The organism is Microbacterium sp. HM-570 (assembly GCF_054165885.1).
This window is the reverse complement of sequence record NZ_CM135111.1, coordinates 956,232-976,199: the sequence shown is the minus strand read 5'-3', so window position 1 is coordinate 976,199 and position 19,968 is coordinate 956,232. Positions and strand designations below refer to the sequence as shown.

General features: G+C 68.5%; 15 protein-coding genes. 10 read left to right on the top strand and 5 right to left on the bottom strand.

Annotated features, from left to right (window positions below):
* The first annotated feature begins 35 nt into the window (after nucleotides 1-35).
* From mmsA to ACT9TC_RS04535, 3 genes are all read left to right on the top strand, one after another.
* Nucleotides 36-1,565, top strand: a complete 1,530-nt coding sequence (mmsA, locus tag ACT9TC_RS04545) for a multiple monosaccharide ABC transporter ATP-binding protein (protein WP_458042231.1) — start codon at nucleotides 36-38, stop codon at nucleotides 1,563-1,565.
* 25 nt (nucleotides 1,566-1,590) lie between these two features.
* On the top strand, nucleotides 1,591-2,829 hold the full coding sequence (gene mmsB / locus ACT9TC_RS04540) for a multiple monosaccharide ABC transporter permease (RefSeq protein WP_458042230.1): 1,239 nt from the start codon (nucleotides 1,591-1,593) through the stop codon (nucleotides 2,827-2,829).
* A gap of 117 nt (nucleotides 2,830-2,946) precedes the next feature.
* A complete protein-coding gene (locus tag ACT9TC_RS04535) occupies nucleotides 2,947-3,789 on the top strand; it encodes a sulfurtransferase (protein ID WP_458042229.1) in 843 nt (280 codons plus the stop codon).
* 8 nt (nucleotides 3,790-3,797) lie between these two features.
* Here ACT9TC_RS04535 and ACT9TC_RS04530 read toward each other — a convergent pair whose 3' ends face one another.
* On the bottom strand, nucleotides 3,798-4,739 hold the full coding sequence (locus ACT9TC_RS04530) for an NADP-dependent oxidoreductase (RefSeq protein WP_458042228.1): 942 nt from the start codon (nucleotides 4,737-4,739) through the stop codon (nucleotides 3,798-3,800).
* Nucleotides 4,740-4,811: 72 nt separating this feature from the next.
* Complete coding sequence (gene hrpA / locus ACT9TC_RS04525; RefSeq protein ID WP_458042227.1) at nucleotides 4,812-8,894, bottom strand: ATP-dependent RNA helicase HrpA; 4,083 nt, start codon at nucleotides 8,892-8,894, stop codon at nucleotides 4,812-4,814.
* Nucleotides 8,895-8,976: 82 nt separating this feature from the next.
* On the opposite strand from hrpA, the gene ACT9TC_RS04520 reads away from it, so the two are divergent.
* From ACT9TC_RS04520 to ACT9TC_RS04510, 3 genes are all read left to right on the top strand, one after another.
* Nucleotides 8,977-10,305, top strand: coding sequence for a hypothetical protein (locus tag ACT9TC_RS04520; RefSeq protein WP_458042226.1), 1,329 nt, complete (start codon nucleotides 8,977-8,979; stop codon nucleotides 10,303-10,305).
* Nucleotides 10,306-10,366: 61 nt separating this feature from the next.
* The gene (locus ACT9TC_RS04515) at nucleotides 10,367-11,203 is read left to right on the top strand and encodes an aldo/keto reductase (protein ID WP_458042225.1); all 837 of its coding nucleotides are present in this window, start codon (nucleotides 10,367-10,369) and stop codon (nucleotides 11,201-11,203) included.
* A 150-nt stretch (nucleotides 11,204-11,353) separates the two neighbouring features.
* A complete protein-coding gene (locus tag ACT9TC_RS04510) occupies nucleotides 11,354-13,195 on the top strand; it encodes a thioredoxin domain-containing protein (protein WP_458042224.1) in 1,842 nt (613 codons plus the stop codon).
* Nucleotides 13,196-13,201: 6 nt separating this feature from the next.
* Here ACT9TC_RS04510 and ACT9TC_RS04505 read toward each other — a convergent pair whose 3' ends face one another.
* From ACT9TC_RS04505 to ACT9TC_RS04495, 3 genes are all read right to left on the bottom strand, one after another.
* A complete protein-coding gene (locus tag ACT9TC_RS04505; RefSeq protein WP_458042223.1) occupies nucleotides 13,202-13,648 on the bottom strand; it encodes a MarR family winged helix-turn-helix transcriptional regulator in 447 nt (148 codons plus the stop codon).
* Between the two features lie 97 nt (nucleotides 13,649-13,745).
* Nucleotides 13,746-14,081 (bottom strand): hypothetical protein, encoded by a 336-nt coding sequence (locus tag ACT9TC_RS04500; RefSeq protein ID WP_458042222.1) that lies wholly within the window; start codon nucleotides 14,079-14,081, stop codon nucleotides 13,746-13,748.
* A 109-nt stretch (nucleotides 14,082-14,190) separates the two neighbouring features.
* Nucleotides 14,191-15,801, bottom strand: coding sequence for a dolichyl-phosphate-mannose--protein mannosyltransferase (locus ACT9TC_RS04495; RefSeq protein WP_458042221.1), 1,611 nt, complete (start codon nucleotides 15,799-15,801; stop codon nucleotides 14,191-14,193).
* Between the two features lie 169 nt (nucleotides 15,802-15,970).
* Between ACT9TC_RS04495 and rsmI the strand changes: the two genes are divergently transcribed.
* The 4 genes from rsmI to ACT9TC_RS04475 all read left to right on the top strand — a co-directional run bounded on the left by rsmI (nucleotide 15,971) and on the right by ACT9TC_RS04475 (nucleotide 19,956).
* Nucleotides 15,971-16,822, top strand: a complete 852-nt coding sequence (gene rsmI / locus ACT9TC_RS04490) for a 16S rRNA (cytidine(1402)-2'-O)-methyltransferase (protein ID WP_458042220.1) — start codon at nucleotides 15,971-15,973, stop codon at nucleotides 16,820-16,822.
* 10 nt (nucleotides 16,823-16,832) lie between these two features.
* Nucleotides 16,833-17,429 (top strand): hypothetical protein, encoded by a 597-nt coding sequence (locus ACT9TC_RS04485; RefSeq protein WP_458042219.1) that lies wholly within the window; start codon nucleotides 16,833-16,835, stop codon nucleotides 17,427-17,429.
* Nucleotides 17,430-17,506: 77 nt separating this feature from the next.
* Nucleotides 17,507-19,084: a methionine--tRNA ligase gene (gene metG / locus ACT9TC_RS04480; protein ID WP_458042218.1), complete on the top strand. Its 1,578-nt coding sequence runs from the start codon at nucleotides 17,507-17,509 to the stop codon at nucleotides 19,082-19,084.
* A complete protein-coding gene (locus ACT9TC_RS04475; RefSeq protein ID WP_458042217.1) occupies nucleotides 19,081-19,956 on the top strand; it encodes a TatD family hydrolase in 876 nt (291 codons plus the stop codon). The genes metG and ACT9TC_RS04475 overlap by 4 nt, the downstream gene beginning before the upstream one ends.
* Nucleotides 19,957-19,968: the final 12 nt, after the last annotated feature.

Below are 19,968 nucleotides of genomic sequence, written 5' to 3'. Positions count from 1 at the left end.
CGGCCGGATGCGCGGTCTCCTGAGGAGGAGAACACATGACGCAGCCCATTCTCGAGATGCGCAGCATCACGAAGACGTTTCCGGGAGTGAAGGCCCTCTCCCAGGTCACGCTTTCGGTTGAGCGCGGCGAGGTGCACGCGATCTGCGGCGAGAACGGCGCAGGCAAGTCCACGCTCATGAAGGTCCTGTCGGGCGTCTACCCGCACGGCACGTACGACGGTGACATCGTCTTCGAAGGTGAGGTCGTCTCGTTCCGTGGTCTCGGCGACAGCGAGGCTAAGGGCATCGTCATCATCCACCAAGAGCTGGCCCTCAGCCCGCATCTGTCGATCGCCGAGAACATCTTCCTCAACAACGAGGTGCGTGGCCCGCTCGGTCTGATCGACTGGAACAAGACCAACTTCGAGGCTTCCAAGCTGCTCGCCCGGGTGGGGCTGCGCGAGAACCCCACCACCCCGATCAAGAACATCGGCGTCGGCAAGCAGCAGCTGGTAGAGATCGCGAAGGCGCTCTCTAAGCGCGTGAAGCTTCTGATCCTCGACGAGCCCACGGCCGCGCTGAACGACGAAGACTCGGCGCACCTGCTCGATCTGATCCTGCACCTGAAAGGTCAGGGGATCACGTCGATCATCATCAGTCACAAGCTCAACGAGATCAAGAAGATCGCCGACTCGGTCACGGTCATCCGCGATGGCAAGACGATCGAGACGATCCGCAAGGACGACGTCACGGAAGACCGCATCATCCGCGACATGGTCGGTCGCGACCTCGAACACCGCTACCCCGACCACACCCCCGACATCGGCGAAGAACTGCTGCGCGTCGAGGACTGGACCGCGTACCACCCGCAGGATTCGACCCGCCGTGTCGTCGACAACGTCTCGATCAACGTCAAGGCGGGCGAGATCGTCGGCATCGCCGGCCTCATGGGCGCCGGGCGCACCGAGTTCGCGATGAGCCTGTTCGGCCGCAGCTACGGCTCGAAGATCAGCGGTCGCGTCTTCCTGCGCGGCAAGGAGATCAAGACCCGGACGGTGTCCGAGGCGATCGCGAACGGCTTGGCGTATGCCACGGAAGATCGCAAGACCTACGGTCTGAACCTGATCGAAGACATCAAGCGCAACGTCTCGATGGCGGCGCTGAAGAAGCTCGAGACGGCGGGACTCGTCAACGACAACGAGGAATTCAAGGTCGCCAACGAGTACCGCACGAGCATGAACATCAAGGCTCCGAGCGTGCTGGTCAAGACCGGGAAGCTTTCGGGTGGCAACCAGCAGAAGGTCGTTCTGTCGAAGTGGATCTACTCTGACCCCGAAGTCCTGATCCTCGACGAACCCACCCGCGGGATCGACGTCGGCGCCAAGTACGAGATCTACTCGATCATCAACAGGCTCGCGGCATCCGGCAAGGGAATCATCGTGATCTCGTCCGAGCTGCCCGAGCTGCTGGGAATCTCGGACCGCGTCTATGCCATTTCGGAGGGGCGCATCACCGGTGAGCTGCCGGTGGAGCAAGCAACCCCCGAAGCAGTCCTCAAGCTCATGACCATGGAGAAGCCGCGCTGAGGCGCGGTCGCACACAGGAGTGACAATGTCCAACCCCACCCCGCCCTCGACGGAATCCACCGCCGTCGGAGCAAACGTCAACCCCGTCCAGAACCGATTCACCGCGTGGCTCAGCCACGTGCTGGCGGACTTGGGCAAGAACGGCATCTTCATCGCGTTGCTCGCGGTGATCGTGCTGTTCTCGATCCTGACCAACGGCATTCTGCTTCGCCCGCAGAACATCTCGAACCTCGTCGTGCAGAACGGGTACATCCTCGTACTCGCAATCGGCATGGTGATGGTCATCATCGCCGGCCACATCGACCTGTCGGTCGGCTCCGTCGCGGCGTTCGTCGGCGCGTGTTCGGGTGTCTTCGCTGTCACATGGGGGATGCCTTGGTGGCTCGCCGTCGTGCTGTCGCTCCTGATCGGAGCTCTGGTCGGCGCCTGGCAGGGGTTCTGGATCGCCTACGTCGGTATTCCCGCGTTCATCGTGACGCTGGCCGGCATGCTGATCTTCCGTGGCCTTGCGCTCGTCGTGCTCGGCAACCAGAACATCGGGTCGTTTCCCACCGAGTACCGTGGCCTCGGCAACGGGTTCGTGTCGGGCGTGTTCGGTGAGACCGATCCCGACATCATGACCCTCGGTGTCGGCGCCGTCGCGATCGTCCTGCTCGTCACGCAGCAGGTGCGGACGCGTGCGGCTCGCACCAAGTACGGACAGGACGCGGAGCCGCTCACCTGGTTCGTCATCAAGCTCGCCCTCATCTCGGTTGCGATCGCGTTCTTCGCTTTCTCGCTCGCGACCTACAAGGGCATCCCGGTCACGCTGATCATCCTGGCCATCCTCGTTCTGGTTTACGGCATCGTCATGAACCGCACCGTTTTCGGCCGCCACATCTACGCGATCGGTGGCAACCGCCACGCCGCCGAACTCTCGGGCATCAAGACCCGCCGGGTCGACTTCTGGCTGTTCGTCAACATGGGCTTCCTCGCCGCTCTCGCCGGCCTGATCTTCACGGCTCGCCTGAACCTCGCCGGCCCGAAGGCCGGTGACGGTTTCGAGCTCGAGGCGATCTCCGCGGCATTCATCGGTGGCGCGGCCGTTCAGGGTGGTGTCGGCACGATCGGTGGCGCCATCATCGGTGGTCTGATCATCGGTGTGCTGAACAACGGTATGTCGATCCTCGGCATCGGCATCGAGTGGCAGCAGGCCGTCAAGGGCCTCGTATTGCTCCTCGCTGTCGCCTTCGACGTCTACAACAAGCGCCGCTCGGCGAACTAGCTCGACGAGCCAGCGCAACACGGCAACGCGGCGGTCGGTTCATCCGATCGCCGCGTTCGTCGTTTCCGCCCGTCTAGCCTGGAGAAGTCCAGGTCTGAAACCGTCCGGGGGAGAGCCGTGCCCGAGATTCTCATCACATCCGAAGCGCTCGACGCGATGATCGCCCAGGGAGCGCAGGTCCGTGTGCTCGACGTGCGGTGGCGCCTCGACCGTTCGGACGGGAGGCCGGACTACCTCGCCGGCCACATCCCCGGGGCCGTATACGTCAGCCTCGACGACGAGCTGGCCGCGCACGGCGAACCGGCCGACGGGCGTCATCCGCTCCCGGATGCTGCGAGCCTCCAGGCGGCCGCTCGCCGCTGGGGGATCAACGACGGCGACACGGTCGTCGTGTACGACGACCTGAAGTCTCTCTCCGCGGCGCGCGCGTGGTGGGTGCTGACCGACGCGGGCCTGGCCGACGTGCGGATCCTCGACGGGGCGCTCCGGGCGTGGACGGCCGCGGGACTGCCCCTCGAAGAGGGCGATGTCGTGCCAGTGCCCGGCTCGGTCGCGCTCTCGACGGGCCGGCTCGCGCAGGTCTCGATCGACGAGGCCGCGGAGCTCGCGGCATCCGGTGCCCTGCTGGACGTCCGGGCGCCCGAACGCTATCGCGGCGATGTCGAGCCGATCGACCCGCGAGCGGGCCACATTCCGGGTTCGATCAGCGTGCCCACGACGGGAAATGTCGACGCGGACGGACGATTCTTGGCGCCCGCGGCCCTACGCGTCCGGTTCGCCGAGGCGGGAGTCGATGCCGCGTCGCCCGTCGCCGTGTCGTGCGGTTCGGGGGTGACGGCGTCGCACGCGTTCGTTGCCCTGCGGCTCGCGGGTCTCACGCCCACCCTGTACCCCGGCTCGTGGAGCCAGTGGTCCAATCATCCGGATCGTCCCGTCGCGACGGGACCGAATCCGGGGTAGCTGCGGGGCTACGGGACGACGACGATCTTGCCGTCGACACCGCGCTCGGTCGCTCGATGCGCTTCTGCCGCGTCCTCGAGTGAGAACGATGGGCCCGCCTCGATCGAGAACACACCCGCGGCGAGCAGAGCCATCGTGACGGGGAACGCCTCGGCGCGCCAGGCGAGTTCTGTCTCTGTCAGGGGAACCGAGCTTCCGCCCGAGAAGGCCCGCAGACCGTAGTCCCCGGCATCCCTTCCGCGCACGATCGTGCCGATGCGGTTGCGGTCGGCGACGAGGTCGAGGGATGTTTCAAGGGCCTCATCCGTGCCGGCAGCATCGAACGCGACGGTGATGCCCTGCGGTGCGGCCTCGCGAACGCGCTCCAGCAGACCCGGGCCGTACGCGACAGGCGTGGCTCCCAGTTCACGCACGCGGTCGAAGCGACGCTCGCTCGCGGTAGCGATCACGGTGGCACCCCAGAGGCGGGCGAACTGGATGGCGGCCTGGCCGACGGATCCGGATCCCGCGTGGAGCAGGAGCGTGTCGCCCGCGCCGACATCGAGCGAGCGGAGCACCTGGTAGGCCGTACCCACCGGGATGCCGATGCCGGCGCCGGTGACGGCTGAGACCGAGGGCGGGCGGGGAATCGCGTTGTGCGCGGCGACCCGCACCTCGCTCGCGTAGGTGCCCGATGTCTCGCGGAATGCAACGGGATCACCGACCCTGAAGCCCTGCACGTCGTCGCCGACCGCGACGACCACACCGGCGCCGTCGCGTCCGACGTGCCGGGGTGACGTCAGCGCGCCGGACGAACGAGCCCCGGCGCGCATCTTCGCATCGATCGGGTTAACGCCCGCCGCCTCGACACGCACGATCAGATGGGCCGGACGAAGCTCGGGTGTCGACGTCTCGGTGACGGTGAGGACCTCGGGTCCGCCGAACTCGGTGTAGACGATTGCGCGGGTCATGGTGATGCGTTCTTCCTCGTCGGGGACGGCGTTCTGTCTCGAGCGTAGACCTCGCGTGGCCGGGCTGGACGGTCAGGAACCCTCGCGCAGAGCCTTCGTGATTCGGGGGAGCGAGACGGGCTCCGCGGTGCCCAAACGTTGCGCGAACAGGCTGACGCGATACTCCTCGAGCAACCAGCGGGTGTGCACGAGGGCCGGCGAAGCATCCGGACGCACGGGGATCGTCCCACCCGCTTCGGCGTAAAGAGCGGCCGCCCGTTCGAACTCCGTCATTCGCTGGCGGTCGCGACCCGGGGTGTCGGCGAGTTCCTCGAGCCGCAGCCGTGCGCCCTCGAGGTACCGGAGCAGATGCGGCAGTCGGGCGGTGCCGGACTGCAGCACGAATCCCGGATAGATCAGGCCCGCGACCTGCGCCCGCACATCGCCGAGGGCACCGAGCAGTGTCATGGCGTTCTGTGCGCGCAGGACCTTATCGACGTTCCGCGCGGTCAGCAGGATGCGGGCGGTCAGCGACACGGTGGCGAACATCGCGTCCACGATCCCGGCCGAGACCGCATCCCGTACGCGCGCGAAATCCTCCGCACTGCGGACCACGCCGGTCGGAGCAACCGTGCGGATCAGCGTGTCGGCTGCCGCCGCGCGACAGTCCTCGATCAGCGCCTTCGCCGAGGCGTACGGAGAGGCGGCGAGGGCGAGTTTCTCGTTCGCGGTCAGATGCTCCTGCACATACGAAACGGGCGAGGGCACCGCGAGCAGCACGAGTCGCCGGATACCGACCCGCAGCGTTCGTTCGGCGGCATCCGGGGTGGTCTCGATGCGGAGCGAAACACTCGCGCCGTCGTCGAGGAGTGTCGGGTAGCCGCGGACGACCCCGCCCGCGACGCGGGTGTCGACGACGGGCGGGAGGTCGCCCAGGTCCCACGTGGTGATTCCCTCGCGTTCGCGGACGGATGCGCCGGTGCTCGGAGACGGCTCGACCAGCGCGGCCGGACCCCCTCCGCGGCGCGGCCTCGCGGTCGACGGTGGAGCGGCGAGACGGGTGGCGACGCTCTCGCGCGCACGGCCCGACAGGGTCTCTTGCAACTCGCGCAGGTCGCGCCCCGACCCGACCGTGCGCCCGCGCTCGTCCACGACACGGAACGTTGGACGCAGGTGCGCGGGAACCCTGTCCATTTCGAAATCATCGGTTGTCACGGGCCGGTTGGCGACGCGCTGGATGAGCTTCGCCAGCGCGGCGGCGAGCGACGTCGGCGGAAGACCCGCGTGGCTCTCGGGGCCCGCGCCCGCGAGGTCGTCGGCGAATTTCGCGGCCCAGTCCGCCGCGGGCACGACGTGCCGGCGGATGAACTTCGGCAGCGCCCGCAGCAGCGCCGTGACCAGATCCGGGCGCAGCCCCGGAACCTGCCAGTCGAACCCGTCGGGGCGCACACTCGCGAGAAGCGCCAGCGGCACGACCACCGCGACGCCATCGTCGGGCGCGCCCGGCTCGAACCGGTAGGCCAAGGTGAGTGTCTGATCGCCCTGGGTCCAGCGGGTCGGGAAGTCCGAGGCATCCGATCGCGCCTCGCCCTCGAGCAGGTCCTGCTCGCGCATCGTGAGGAGTTTCGGTGTGCGTGCGGATGCCTCACGCCACCAGTTCTCGAACGAGCGGACGTCGAATACCTCGGGCGGGATGTGCGCGTCGTAGAACGCGAAAACGGCCTCGTCGCCGGCGAGGATGTCGCGCCGACGCTCGCGCTCTTCTACCCGCTCGAGACGTCGGCGCAGCTCGTCGTTCGCGCGGGCGAAACCCGTCAGGCGTATGTCGATCTTCGACGGATCCCACTCGCCCTCGACCAGCGCGTGCCGGACGAAAAGCTCGCGCGCCCCGGCGCGGTCGATGCGGGCGAACTGCACGCGACGGCGGGGGATGATCTCGACCCCGAACAGCGTGACCTTCTCGTAGGCGACCGCGGCCCCGGCATCCTTCGACCAGTGCGGCTCGCTCACCTGACGTTTCGCGAGGTCGCCCGCGAGGGGTTCGGCCCAGGCAGGGTCGATCGCGGCGACCGTGCGGGCGTAGAGACGTGACGTCTCGACCAGCTCGGCGGCCATGACGGCCTTCGGTCGGGCCTTGCGCAACCCCGAGCCGGGAAAGATGGCGAATCGGATGCCGCGGGCACCGAGATAATCGGGCGCCGGTGCGCGGCGGGCGGGGGTGGCGCCCTTCTGCGTGGCGCGCTCGTCGATCAGGCCGATATGCGAGAGCAGACCGGCGAGGATCGCGCGGTGGATCGCGGCGGGGTCGAGGGCCTGTTCGTCCGTGTCCGTGGAACGGGCACTCTCGCGCCCGGAACGGGCACCTTCGCGACCGGAACGGGCACCTTCGCGCCCAGCGGTCCCTGAGCCTGTCGAAGGGACCAGCGACCGGATCTGCCGGTGTACGTCGAACCACTCACGCACGCGAACGTAGTTGAGGTGCTCGGCCTTGCAGAGGCGTCGGAACGCGCTCGATCCGTTCTCGCGCTGTGCCTCTTGCAGGTGGTTCCAGAGGTTGAGGAGCGCGAGGAAGTCGCTCGTCGGGTCGGCGAAGCGCGCGTGCAGCCTGTCGGCCTCTTCGCGGCGCTCCTCGGGGCGCTCGCGGACGTCCTGGATCGACATCCCGGCCACGACCGGCAGAACCTCGGCGATCGCGCCGGTGCGCTGCGCCTCGATGAGCATGCGGGCGAAGCGCGGGTCGATCGGCATCCGCGCGATGTCGCGTCCGATGCGCGTGAGGCGCGGGGCGCCCTTCCCGGGTTCCACGGCGCCGAGCTCGCCGAGCAGATCGAGCGCGGCCTTGACGCCGCGGGAGTCCGGTGGGGTGAGGAACGGGAACGCCTCGATGTCGCCGAAGCCGAGCGAGAGCATCTGCAGGATGACCGAGGCGAGGCTCGTCCGCAGGATCTCGGGCTCGGTGTACTCGGGGCGCTTCGCGAAGTCGTCGGCGGCATAGAGGCGGATCGCGATGCCGGCGCTCGTGCGTCCGGCACGGCCGGAGCGTTGCTGCGCGGATGCCTGCGACACGGCCTCGATCGGCAGGCGCTGCACCTTCGCGCGGTTGCTGTAGCGCGACATCCGAGCTGTCCCGACATCGATCACGTACCGGATACCGGGCACGGTCAGGCTCGTCTCGGCGACGTTCGTGGCGAGAACGACGCGGCGGCGGACGCCGGCCACGCGCGAGGGTTCGAAGACGCGATGCTGGTCGGCCGACGACAGGCGCCCGAAGAGGGGGAGGACCTCTGTCGGGGCCGCGCCCTGCGCGTAGGCACCGCGGACGGCGTCGGCGGCGTCGCGGATCTCGGCCTCGCCCGGCAGGAACACCAGCACGTCGCCCGGCGCCTCGCGGTCGAGTTCTCGGAGCGCCGCGACGATGCCCGCGACCTCGTCACCCTCGACGTCGTAGGGGCGCTCGTCGATCGGTGCCGTCGTTTCGTCTCGCTGCGCTCGCTCAACGACCGGGGGCTCGTCGGACGTTGAGCGAGCGCCGAGGGCGCGAGACGAAACGTCGTCCTCGACCTCGCCGACGAGAGGGCGGTACCGGATGTCGACCGGGAACGTCCTGCCCGACACCTCGACGATCGGCGCGGGTGTGCCCGAGGCATCCGCGAAGTGTGCGGCGAAGCTCTGCGGGTCGATCGTCGCCGATGTGACGATGACCTTGAGGTCGGGCCGCTCCGGCAGGATCCGCGTGAGGTACCCGAGCAGGAAGTCGATGTTGAGGCTGCGCTCGTGGGCCTCGTCGATGATGATCGTGTCGTAGCGGCGCAGCAGCCGGTCGCGGTGGATCTCGTTCAGCAGGATGCCGTCGGTCATGAGGGCGACGAGGGTCTGGTCGGAGACGTTGTCGGTGAATCGGACCTTGTACCCGACGAGGGTGCCGAGGGGCACCTCGAGTTCTTCCGCGATGCGCTCGGCGATCGTGCGGGCCGCGAGCCTGCGCGGCTGCGTGTGCGCGATGCGCGTGCGACCGAGCTCGAGGCAGATCTTGGGCAGCTGCGTCGTTTTGCCCGACCCGGTTGCCCCGGCGACGATCACGACCTGGTTGCCCTCGATGGCGCGCGCGATCTCTTCCCGGGCGGCGCTGACGGGCAGCTCCGGCGGGAACGAGATCACGGGAATGGGCGCGGGCATAGCCCTCCATCGTATGACGCGAGGGCACCTGTCAGCCGAGGGTTGCGGGCGCGCGCCGGTCGCGCGACCCTAGGATGACCGCATGGGCTCGGAGGGTTTCGCGCGTGTGCGCTTCATCGGATACGCGATTCCGACCGCCCCGGCCATGATCGTGCCCCTCGGCAATCCCGACCGCGGGTCCGCGATGGGCGGCACCTACCTCGGCCTCGGCGACGTGGCGGCGGATGTCGGGGGCAGGCTCTCCGTCATGCGCGCGGCCGTGCACGCGGCCCGCGATGCACTGCCGACGGGCGAGACCGACGTGCTGAACGTCTTCGTCGCCCCCGAGTTCTTCTGGCACGGGCGACAGGGCCCGTACCTCCACGCCACGGGCGCGCCCGACCCCGTCGATCACATCCTCGAGCGTTTGACCGCGGAGTTCCCGCCGGAGGACTACCCGAACTGGGTGTTCGTCTTCGGTACCGCGGTCACCGCGGCCGCGGATGACCCGCGCGAGGTGTTCTCGCGCGCCACGACCACGGTGCGCAACGGTGTCGTCGCCGACCTCGCACACCGCTACCGTCAGGCCGCGGGGGATGACGCCGCGAAGGTCTTCGACATGATCGAGGATTACCTGCAGTGGGGCCACGCGCATCCGGTCGTCCAGGTGCGCAACCGCGCGCTGATCGTGAGCGCCACCCCGCTCGGCTCGGCGGGCGCGACGTTTGCCACTCACGCCGCCACGACCGATAAGGTCTTCGACTCGGCCGAGGACCTCGTGCTCTGGGACGTCACCGGCCGCGAAGACGTCGTGACCGAGCAGATGTCTGCGCATCCCTATGTCGATCTCTCGGCCGGCGACCTCAAGCGCGCCCCGTTCGATGCTCACGCGATCGTGCGGCTGGGGACGGATGCCGGCGGCGCGACCGACATCGCGGTTGAAATCTGCCTCGATCACGCCGATGCTCGTCTGCGCGGCGCGATGTCGCGCACGCGTTGGCCCCACGGAGATGGCGGGATCGACATCCAGATCGTGCCGTCATGCGGTGCGACCCTCGCGCCCGGATCGATCGCGTCAGCCGCGGGCGGCTTCGCGTTCAACGTCGACGGTCAGCTCGCGGTTGGCGACAGCATCCTGCCCGCGGGCTCCGGAGCGGTCTTCGGGGTGCGGAGCGCCTACGGCAACTATGTCGATCCGGCCAACCCGCGCTACCGCGCGCACACGCAGCTCGCGGGCGTTGTGAGCGCCGCAGCGGGGGACGACGGGCGCTCGCCGAGTTCGACGGATGCTCAGCTCGCGCGGTTCGCCGATGACCTCGTGACCGTGGTGCCGGTGGCGGCCCCACCAACGCTCGACACGTTCTTCGCGGGCGGTCCCGGTGCCGTGCACATCTACGGTCTCGAGGCGCCGCCGCCGCTCGGTCCTCGATAGGGCTCTGGTCCTGCTCCGTCAACCCCGTGCCCGAGGTCGGCGCGCTCTCTAGGCTGGGGCGATGACGATTCCCACCATCGCACTCCGTTCCGGCCACGACATCCCCCAGCTCGGCTACGGCGTCTTCAAGGTCCCCGCGGGCGACACCCAGCGGGCGGTGTCCGAGGCGCTGTCCATCGGCTACCGGCACATCGACACCGCCGCGATCTACGGCAACGAAGAGGGCGTCGGTGCCGCGATCGCGGGCTCCGGCATCCCGCGCGACGAACTCTTCATCACCACCAAACTCTGGAACGACCGCCACGACGGTGACCAGCCGAACGCCGCTATCCGCGAGAGCCTCGACAAGCTCGGACTCGAGCACGTCGACCTGTACCTCGTGCACTGGCCCACCCCGGCGGCCGACAACTACGTCCATGCCTGGTCGAAGCTCATCGAGCTGCGCGATGCCGGGCTGACGCGAAGCATCGGCGTCTCGAACTTCGAGATCGCGCACCTCGACCGCATCGTGGCTGAGACCGGCGAGGTTCCCGCCGTCAACCAGATCGAGTTGCACCCGGCACACCAGCAGCGCGAGATCGTCGCGTGGGGCGAGCAGAACGACATGCATATCGAGGCATGGGGACCGCTCGGCCAGGGCAAATACGACCTGTTCGGGCTCGCACCGGTGCACGAGGCATCCGTCGCTCACGACAAGACCCCGGCCCAGGTCGTGCTGCGCTGGCACATTCAGAAGGGCTTCATCGTCTTCCCGAAGTCCGTCCGCTCCGAGCGACTGCGCGAGAACGCGGACATCTTCGACTTCGCGCTCTCGGATGCCGAGATGGACGCGATCGACGCGCTGGACGCGGGCGATGGTTCGGGTCGAGTGAGCGCGCACCCGAACGACGTCAACTAGCCTGCCGGGTCCGGGTGGGCCTCGCGGGCGTTCGCAATTCAGTCCCGCGAGGTCTGGCTCGGAGTCCGCGGCCCGGAATGACGGGCCGAACGGGAGTCGGCGCCACCCGCGAGACTGAATTACGAACGGATCGATCGGGAAGGAGAGCGGATGACCTCCCGCCTCGACGACTCACGCAGTCCCTACCTCCGCGCGCACGCGGGCAATCCGGTCGCGTGGTACCCCTGGGGGCCCGAGGCATTTGCCGAGGCGGCGCGGCGGGATGTGCCCGTTCTCGTGTCCATCGGGTACTCGACGTGCCACTGGTGCCACGTCATGGCGCGCGAGTCCTTCTCGGACGAGGCGATCGCGGCGCAACTGAACGACGGTTTCGTCGCCATCAAGGTGGATCGTGAGGAGCATCCGGATGTCGACGCCACCTATCTCTCCGCGGCCGCGGCATTCACGCCGCACCTCGGCTGGCCGCTGACCGTTTTCGCGACCCCGACGGGCGTCCCCTTCTATGCGGGCACGTATTACCCGCCCGAGGCGCGGCCCCCGGTTCCGGCCTTTCGCGACGTGCTGACGGCGGTTCTCGAGGCGTGGACCGAGCGGCGGGACGAGGTCGAAGGGACGGCGGCTGCGATCGCCGACGCTCTGCGCACCGCGGCGCACGGGGTAGACGGGTCGCTTCCGACGCTCGAGGATCTCGCGGGTGCTGCGCGCGCGGTCGCCGCGGCGGAAGACCCGGCGTACGGGGGCTTCATCTCGGGTGGCGCAGCGGAGGCCCCGAAGTTTCCGATCGCAACGGTCCTCCGATTTCTGCAGGCACTGGGCCTTGCGCAGGTCGAACCCGAGGCGGCAGCGCTCGCCGCGCGCACCGTCCAGACGATGGCCGCGTCGCCGCTGCGGGATACGGTCGAGGGCGGATTCTTCCGCTACGCGACGCGCCGCGACTGGTCGGTGCCGCACTACGAGCGCATGCTCACGGACAACGCGCAGCTGCTCGACGCCTCCGTCAGCGCGGGTGAGGACGCCGTGGCCGCGGGTATCGCTTCGTTCCTGATCGATGTGTTGCAGCAGGCATCCGGTGGTTTCGGCGCCGCCCAGGACTCCGAATCCGTGATCGAGGGTCAGCGGAGCGAGGGCGGGTACTACGCACAGGATGCCGCGGGCCGGGCACGCCTGTCGCCGCCCGCCGTCGACGGGAAGGTCGTCACGGGCTGGAACGGCCTGGCCATCGGTGCGCTTGCCCGTGCCGGAGCCCGCCTCGGTGAGCCGCGCTGGATAGAAGCGGCTGCGCGCGCGGCAGAGGACGTCATTCAGAACAACCTGCGCGCGGACGGCACGCTCGTCCGCGCCTCGCTCGATGAGATCCCCTCGCGCGCCCCGGCCGTGCTGGCCGACTACGGCCAGTTCGCATCGGGCCTGCTGGCGCTCTCGGTCGCGGCGGCCGAGCCGGCGTACGCCGTGGCCGCGCGAACACTCGTCGATCTGTGTGTCGATCCCGAAACCCACGCCGTGCGGGCGCCCGGCGGTGGTGACTCCGTGCTGACCGCGCAGGGGATCACCGCGGCGGGCGAAGGATCGGATGGCGATGAGCCCTCGGGTGACGCGGCGATCGCGGGAGCGTGCCTGGACCTCTGGCTGCTCGGGGCGGGCGAGGAGTATCGTGCCCGAGCATCCGGAATCGTTGCCTCACGGGTCGCCGAGGCGTTCGGCCGGCCGCTCGGCTACGGTGCGCTGCTCGCCGTCGCGGGGGGATTGGCGGCGGCCCCGCGACAGATCGTCGTCGTTTCGGATGACATCGACGACCCCCTCGCGCGTGCGGCGCGGGCCGCCACCGCCGACGTGGTGGCGATCGTGCCGGTGCACCGAGCAGCGCAGTTCGCGGGCGCGGGATTCTCCTTATTCGAGGGCAAGGCGCTCAGTGACGGGCGGCCGACCGCATACGACTGTCGGGCGTTCGTCTGCCGGCTTCCGACGACGGATCCGCGGGATCTGTCGGACTGAGAGTCGCTACTCGCTCGGTGCGATGGCGCTGCTGAGCCGGCGGAACGCCGAGGCGACGGCATCGCGATGCTCGGGCTGGAGGCCGCCGAGCGCGTCCGCGCGGTGCCCGCGCGAGGTGGCGAAGGCGGCGCGCACGGGGGAGTCATCCGGAATCGTCGCGGTGAGGCGGATGCTGCGGCGGTCGGATTCGTGGGGCCGGCGTGCCAGGTACCCGCGGGACTCGAGCCGGTCGATGAGCGCCGTCGTCGCCGCGGTTGAGATGGCGAGCGTGCGGCTGATCTCACTCGGCCGCACGAGCGCGTCGGCTTGCTCGGCGGCAAGCAACAGGCGCAGGACGACGATGTCGTTGGTACCCAAGCTCAGGATGCCGCGCAACTCGCGTTCTTCGCTCGCCAGTGCCGCCTCGAGGTCGTGGAGCGCGTCGAGTGGGTCGCTGGGGGCGTCGGCGGGCACGGCGGGCCCCCTCTCAGCGATGGACGAACGTGCGAAGCCCACAGCCTACGGCAGATTAGCTCCCGTATTTAGCTAAATAAACGAGATACTTGGCGTGCTAGCGGAATGTTGTCAGAACGACCGCCGCGAGCGCGACGCTCAGTGCGACGACGCCCATGCCGGTCGCGGCCGTCAAGCCCAGACGCGCCATGCGCGGCTGGCGGCGCATCAAGGTTTCGCTCGAGCGGCGTCCGAGTGCCGCCTTGGCGTCGCTGAGCTCGAGATAGCGGCCGACGGGCTCGCCCCGCGCATCGGTCGCGACAAAACCCCCGAGCACCTCGTCGATGCAACCCAGGAAGTTCCCGCCGCGGTTGCCCGCGATCAGACCGGGCCCGACCGATACCCACACCGTGCGCATCCGTGACGGCGCGATGGGCGGTTCGACGAGTGCCATTGACCCTCCCGGAGCGCACATGCGACGTGCGTAGAGCACAGTGCATAGAACGGATAGTTACTAGGCAAGCTACCTAATTCTCCGCGGACGGCCGGACCCGACACGCGGATCAAATCCAGCTGAACATCCAGTTGTGCAAACGCCAGAACTCGTAGGGCACCTCGATGGCCGTCCAGAGCGGATACCAGAACACCGAGACAGCAACGGCAACGAGCAGGAATGCCGCGACCGCGCCCTGACCGCTCGTGCGTCGGTCGGTCGGCGCATCCGATGGCCCAGCTATCCGGCGCAGCGAGAGCACGAGGGTGAGGATCAGAAACGGCACGATCACGATCGTGTAGAACTGGAAGATCGTGCGCTCGGGGTAGAGCAGCCAGGGCACATATGTCGCCGCAACTCCCGTGAGCACGAACGCCACCCGCCAGTCGCGTGAGCGTCCAGCGCCCGGCCAGATCAGACGCACCGCGAGAAACACGATCGCGGCGACTCCCGCGTACCAGATCAGCGGGTTCGGGATGCTCGAGATCGCCTGCACGCAGCCGCCCGCCATGTCGCATCCATCCACGCCCGCGTCGGTCTTCTGCCAGTACATCGACGTCGGGCGGAGGAGCAGCGGCCATTGCCAGGCGGGAGAGGCGTACGAGTGCCCGCTCGTCAAGCCCACGTGGAAGTTGTAGATCGCCTGGTGATAGTTCCCGAGCGCGAGAAGTGGATTCGCATCCGAATCGCGGTCATACCCGCCCTCGGTGACCAGCCAACCGGTCCAGGTTGTCAGGTAGGCGATGGCCGCTACCGGTACGAAGAGGAGGAACGTCACGGGCCCCTGCCGGAGCGCGGCATCCGGAAGCCACCGCCGGATCCCGGCGCGTCGTCGTGCCAGGGCATCGATCACGATGAGGTAGATGCCCAGCGCCGCCAGGACGTAGAGGCCCGACCATTTCACTGCGGTCGCGGCACCGAGCGCAACGCCGGCGGCCAGGATCCACGGACGCGACCACAGCACCGGTCCCCAGCTCGAAGGGTCGTCGCCGGATGCTGCGAGCGCGATTCGGGTCTGCACCCTGTCGCGATCGATCAGGACGAACCAGAACGCCAGCAGCACGAAGAGCATCAGGAAGCCATCGAGCAGAGCGACTCGGCCGAGGACGATCCCGAGCCCATCCACGGCGAGAAGGAGTCCGGCGATGCAGGCCCAGACGGTCGAACCCGTCAGGCGGCGGGCGATGAGAATCAAGACCAGCACGGCCGCGGTACCCGCAAGGGCGGCCGCAAAGCGCCATCCCCAGGCCGTGTCCGCGCCGAAGACGCCATAGCCGAGTGCGATGAGCCACTTGCCGAGCGGGGGATGCACGACGAAGCTGCCATCCGTGAGGAAGCCCATCGTGTCGCCGGCGAGGAATGCTGTGTCGGCTCCGTCGGGCCACTTCGACTCGTAGCCGAGTCGGGAGAGTGTCCAGGCATCCTTCGCGTAGTACGTCTCGTCGAAGACCAGCGCGTGCGGATGTCCCAGGTTGAACAGACGCAGCACCGCCGCGAGCAGCGTCACCAGGGCGGGTGCCAGCCAGTGCCAGAGCCCACCGACCGCGGGTCGGGTCTGGAGCCAGAGCCCGAGTCGTTCGAACACCGTGCGTTCGAACACCGTGGGGCGCGCGAGGGGCAGCAGCGGGTCGGTGGGGGTGGGGCCGGTGCGTTCGGGGTCGAGGTCGCTGGCCGGCTGCACGCGACAAGCCTATGGGCGCCGACGGTGATGTCCGGCGCAACGGGCCTACGTACATCTGAAAGGAACGAAGGGGGTCGGCGGCCCGCAAACGCGGCGTGTCGGGCGGTTCAGGGGGCGTCGTTCCTTTCAGATTTACGGGTGTGCTGAGTAAGGGTGCGAAACTGACCGGATGCTGATCCTCGCCGCGACCCCGATCGGAAACCTCGGGGATGCCTCGCGTCGACTGGTCGAGGCGCTCGAGGCCGCGACGATCATCGCCGCCGAGGACACCCGCACCACCCAGCGTCTGCTCGCGGGCCTCGACATCACTAACCGCCCCCGGCTGATCGCCCTGCACGACCATAACGAGAAGCAGCGCGCCGCCGAGATCATCGACCTCGCGGCCGAGCAGGACGTGCTCGTCCTGAGCGACGCGGGCATGCCGACGGTGAGCGACCCGGGGTTCGGTCTCGTCGCCGAGGCGGCGGCCCGGGGCGTGACGGTGACGGCGCTCCCCGGACCGAGTGCTGTGCTCACGGCGCTCGCCGTGGCGGGGCTGCCGACAGATCGCTTCACGTTCGAGGGCTTTCCCGGGCGCAAGCAGGGTGAGCGCCGCTCGGCATTCACGGCGCTCGCGCGTGAGCCTCGCACGATGGTGTTCTTCGAGGCCCCGTCCCGCATTGCCGCGACCCTCGCCGACATGGCCGGTGTCTTCGGCTCCGATCGCCCCGCCGCCGTGTGCCGCGAGCTGACGAAGATGTACGAAGAGGTCAAGCGCGGCGGACTCGCCGAGCTCGCGGAGTGGGCCGAGGGTGGCGTGCGCGGCGAGTGCGTCATCGTGGTCGGTGGGGCCTCGAACGCCAGGCCCCCGCTCGCCGAGGCCGTCGCCCAAGTGCTCGAACTCGTCGCCGCAGGCGGACGGATGAAGGATGCGTGTACCGAGGTCGCTGCCGCTACCGGACACGCCTCGCGCGAGCTGTATCAGGCGGCCCTGGGTGCGAAGTCCGACGCGAAGCCGAAGTCCGACGCGAAGCCGAAGTAACGTGGCCCGCATGAGCCGCCGGGGTGGGGTCGCCCTCCTTCTGATTACCGGACTGCTCCTCGCCGGATGCGTCCCTGAGCCCGGTGACGCGGGCCCGGGCGGGATGCCGACTGTCGAGACATCCGCTTCCGTGTCACCCACTCCGTCGGACGCGGCGATCGCTGTGTCGGATGATTGCGGTGACGTGCTGACCGATGCCGAACTCAGCGAGCTGACGGGGCAGAAACAGTACCTCGCGCCCACGGTGCCCTCGCTCGAGGCGCTACCCGGACCCCTCGCTCGCGAGACAGCGGCGGGGGCCGACGAAACGCTGGCGTGCCTGTGGTGGATCGAAGACGTGTGGGAGAGCACGCTCCCGCTCTTTGTCTTCCGCACCAGCGCCGGGGCGCAGAGCGCGCTCATCGACGGGCTGCGGACCTCGACCCTCTATACGGAGACGACGATCGGCGGCGAGCTGGCCTTCACCTCGACGTTCTCGGACGAAGTATCCATCAACCAGCTCGTCTACGTTTTCGTGGAGGATGTCTGGATCGCGCTGGTCGCACCTGTCGAACCCGATGTGGCGCGCGCTGTCGCGGGCGGAGCATTGACGGCCATCGCCGGCTGAGTGCCACGGCGTGGCCCGCTGCCCCGGCTGTCGTCACACCGCGGAGCCGCCGCATCCGTCCCGCCTAGAATCAACGGGTGACTTCCGGCCGTTCGTTCTACATCACCACCCCCATCTACTACCCGAGCGACGTGCCCCACATCGGGCACGGGTACACGACGGTGGCGGTCGACGCCCTCGCGCGCTGGCACCGCCAGGCGGGCGATGACACCTGGATGCTCACGGGCACCGACGAGCACGGTCAGAAGATGATCCGCGCGGCGGCGGCGAACAACGCCACCCCGCAGGAGTGGGTCGACAAGCTCGTCACCGAGTCGTGGTTCCCCCTGCTCGAGACTCTCGACATCGAGAACGACGACTTCATCCGCACGACGCAGGAGCGCCACGAGACCCGTGTGCAGACGTTTCTGCAGGCGATCTACGATCGCGGCTACATCTACGCGGGCGAGTACGAGGCGCTGTACTGCGTCGGGTGTGAGGAATTCAAGCCCGAGTCCGAGATCGTCGACGGCACCGGCCCGTTCGAGGGGCTCAAGGTCTGCGTCATCCACTCCAAGCCGCTCGAGCTGTTGCAAGAGAAGAACTACTTCTTCAAGCTCAGCGAGTTCGCCGACCGGCTGCTCGAGCTCTACCGCGACGAGCCCGACTTCGTGCGCCCCGAGTCGGCGCGCAACGAGGTCATCTCGTTCGTTCGCAGCGGGCTGAAGGACCTCTCGATCTCGCGTTCCACGTTCGACTGGGGCATCGAGGTGCCGTGGGATGCCTCGCACGTCATCTATGTGTGGGTCGACGCGCTGCTGAATTACGCAACGGCGGTCGGTTACGGCGCGGATCCCGAGACGTTCGAGCGCCGCTGGCCGGCGTACCACGTGGTCGGAAAAGACATCCTGCGCTTCCACGCCGTGATCTGGCCCGCCATGTTGATGGCCGCTGGGCTCGACGTGCCGCGCGGCGTGTTCGCACACGGCTGGCTGCTCGTCGGCGGCGAGAAGATGTCGAAGTCGAAGCTCACGGGCATCGCGCCCACCGAGATCACGGATGTGTTCGGCTCGGATGCCTATCGGTTCTACTTCCTCTCGGCCATCGCGTTCGGGCAGGACGGGTCGTTCTCGTGGGAAGACCTGTCGGCGCGGTACCAGGCCGAGCTCGCGAACGGCTTCGGCAACCTCGCCTCGCGCTCGATCGCGATGATCGAGAAGTACTTCGCCGGCGTCGTGCCGCCCGCGGGCGAGTACACCGAGGGCGATCTCGCCGTGCAGAAGATCGTCGCGGATGCCGCGGCCACCGCCGACGCCGCGATCGAGCGGTTCCGCATCGACGAGGCGATCGCCGCGATCTGGACGATCGTCGACGCGCTCAACCTCTACATCACCGAGAACCAGCCGTGGGCTCTCGCCAAGGACGACGCCCAACGCGAGCGCCTCGGCACCGTGCTGTACACGGCCGCCGAGGGCCTGCGCGCGCTCGCTGTGCTGCTCTCGCCCGTCACTCCCGAGTCCACCGAGAAGCTCTGGATCGCGCTCGGCGCGGCCGAGAGCATCGGCCGTCTGCGCGACCAGCCGATCCGCGAAGCGGGAACCTGGGGCGTCCTCCGTCCCGGCGCGAGCGTCAATGGTCTCGCGCCCCTGTTTCCGCGCGTCGAGCAGAGCGTGTGAGCGACCCGTCACAGTACGTGCGAGAGCGCACGCAAGAGGGGCGCCGCGACATCCGGTACCCGGATGCTCCCGAACCGCTGAACGTCGCGGTCTACGACAACCACTGCCACCTCGAGATCCAGGACGGCGAGGGCATGAGCCTCGACGAACAGCTCGAGCGCGCCGTCGAGGTCGGTGTAATCGGGGTCGTGCAGGCCGGCGGCGACATCGAATCCAGCCGCTGGTCAGCCTGGGCCGCAGCTTCGCACCCGCGCGTGCTCGCCGCCGTCGCGATCCACCCGAACGAGGCTCCCGCGTACGCGGCGGCCGGCCGGCTCGACGAGGCGATCGGCGTGATCGACGAACTCGCCGAGCAGCCCCGTGTGCGCGCGATCGGCGAGACCGGGCTCGACTTCTTTCGCACCGACGAGTCGGGTCTGCCGGCGCAGTTCGAGAGTTTCGAGGCGCATATCGCGCTCGCGAAGAAGCACGATATCGCGATGCAGATCCACGACCGTGATGCTCACGAAGCCGTGCTCGAGACCCTCGAGCGGGTCGGTGCACCGGAGCGCACGGTGTTCCACTGCTTCTCGGGCGACGACGTCATGGCGCGAATCGCCGCGGAGCGCGGCTACTACCTCTCGTTCGCGGGCAACGTCACGTTCAAGAACGCCCAGAACCTGCGCGACGCCCTTGCGGTCACCCCGCGCGAGCGGATCCTGGTCGAGACGGATGCTCCGTTCCTGACCCCCGTACCGCATCGAGGCCGCCCGAACGCGCCGTACCTGATTCCGGTCACGGTTCGGTTCATGGCTGCCGAGCTCGCGGTGGACGTCGACGAGCTCTGCGCTCAGCTCGCGTCGAACACCCTCGCTGTGTACGGCGAATTCTGACTCGTCGTTTCG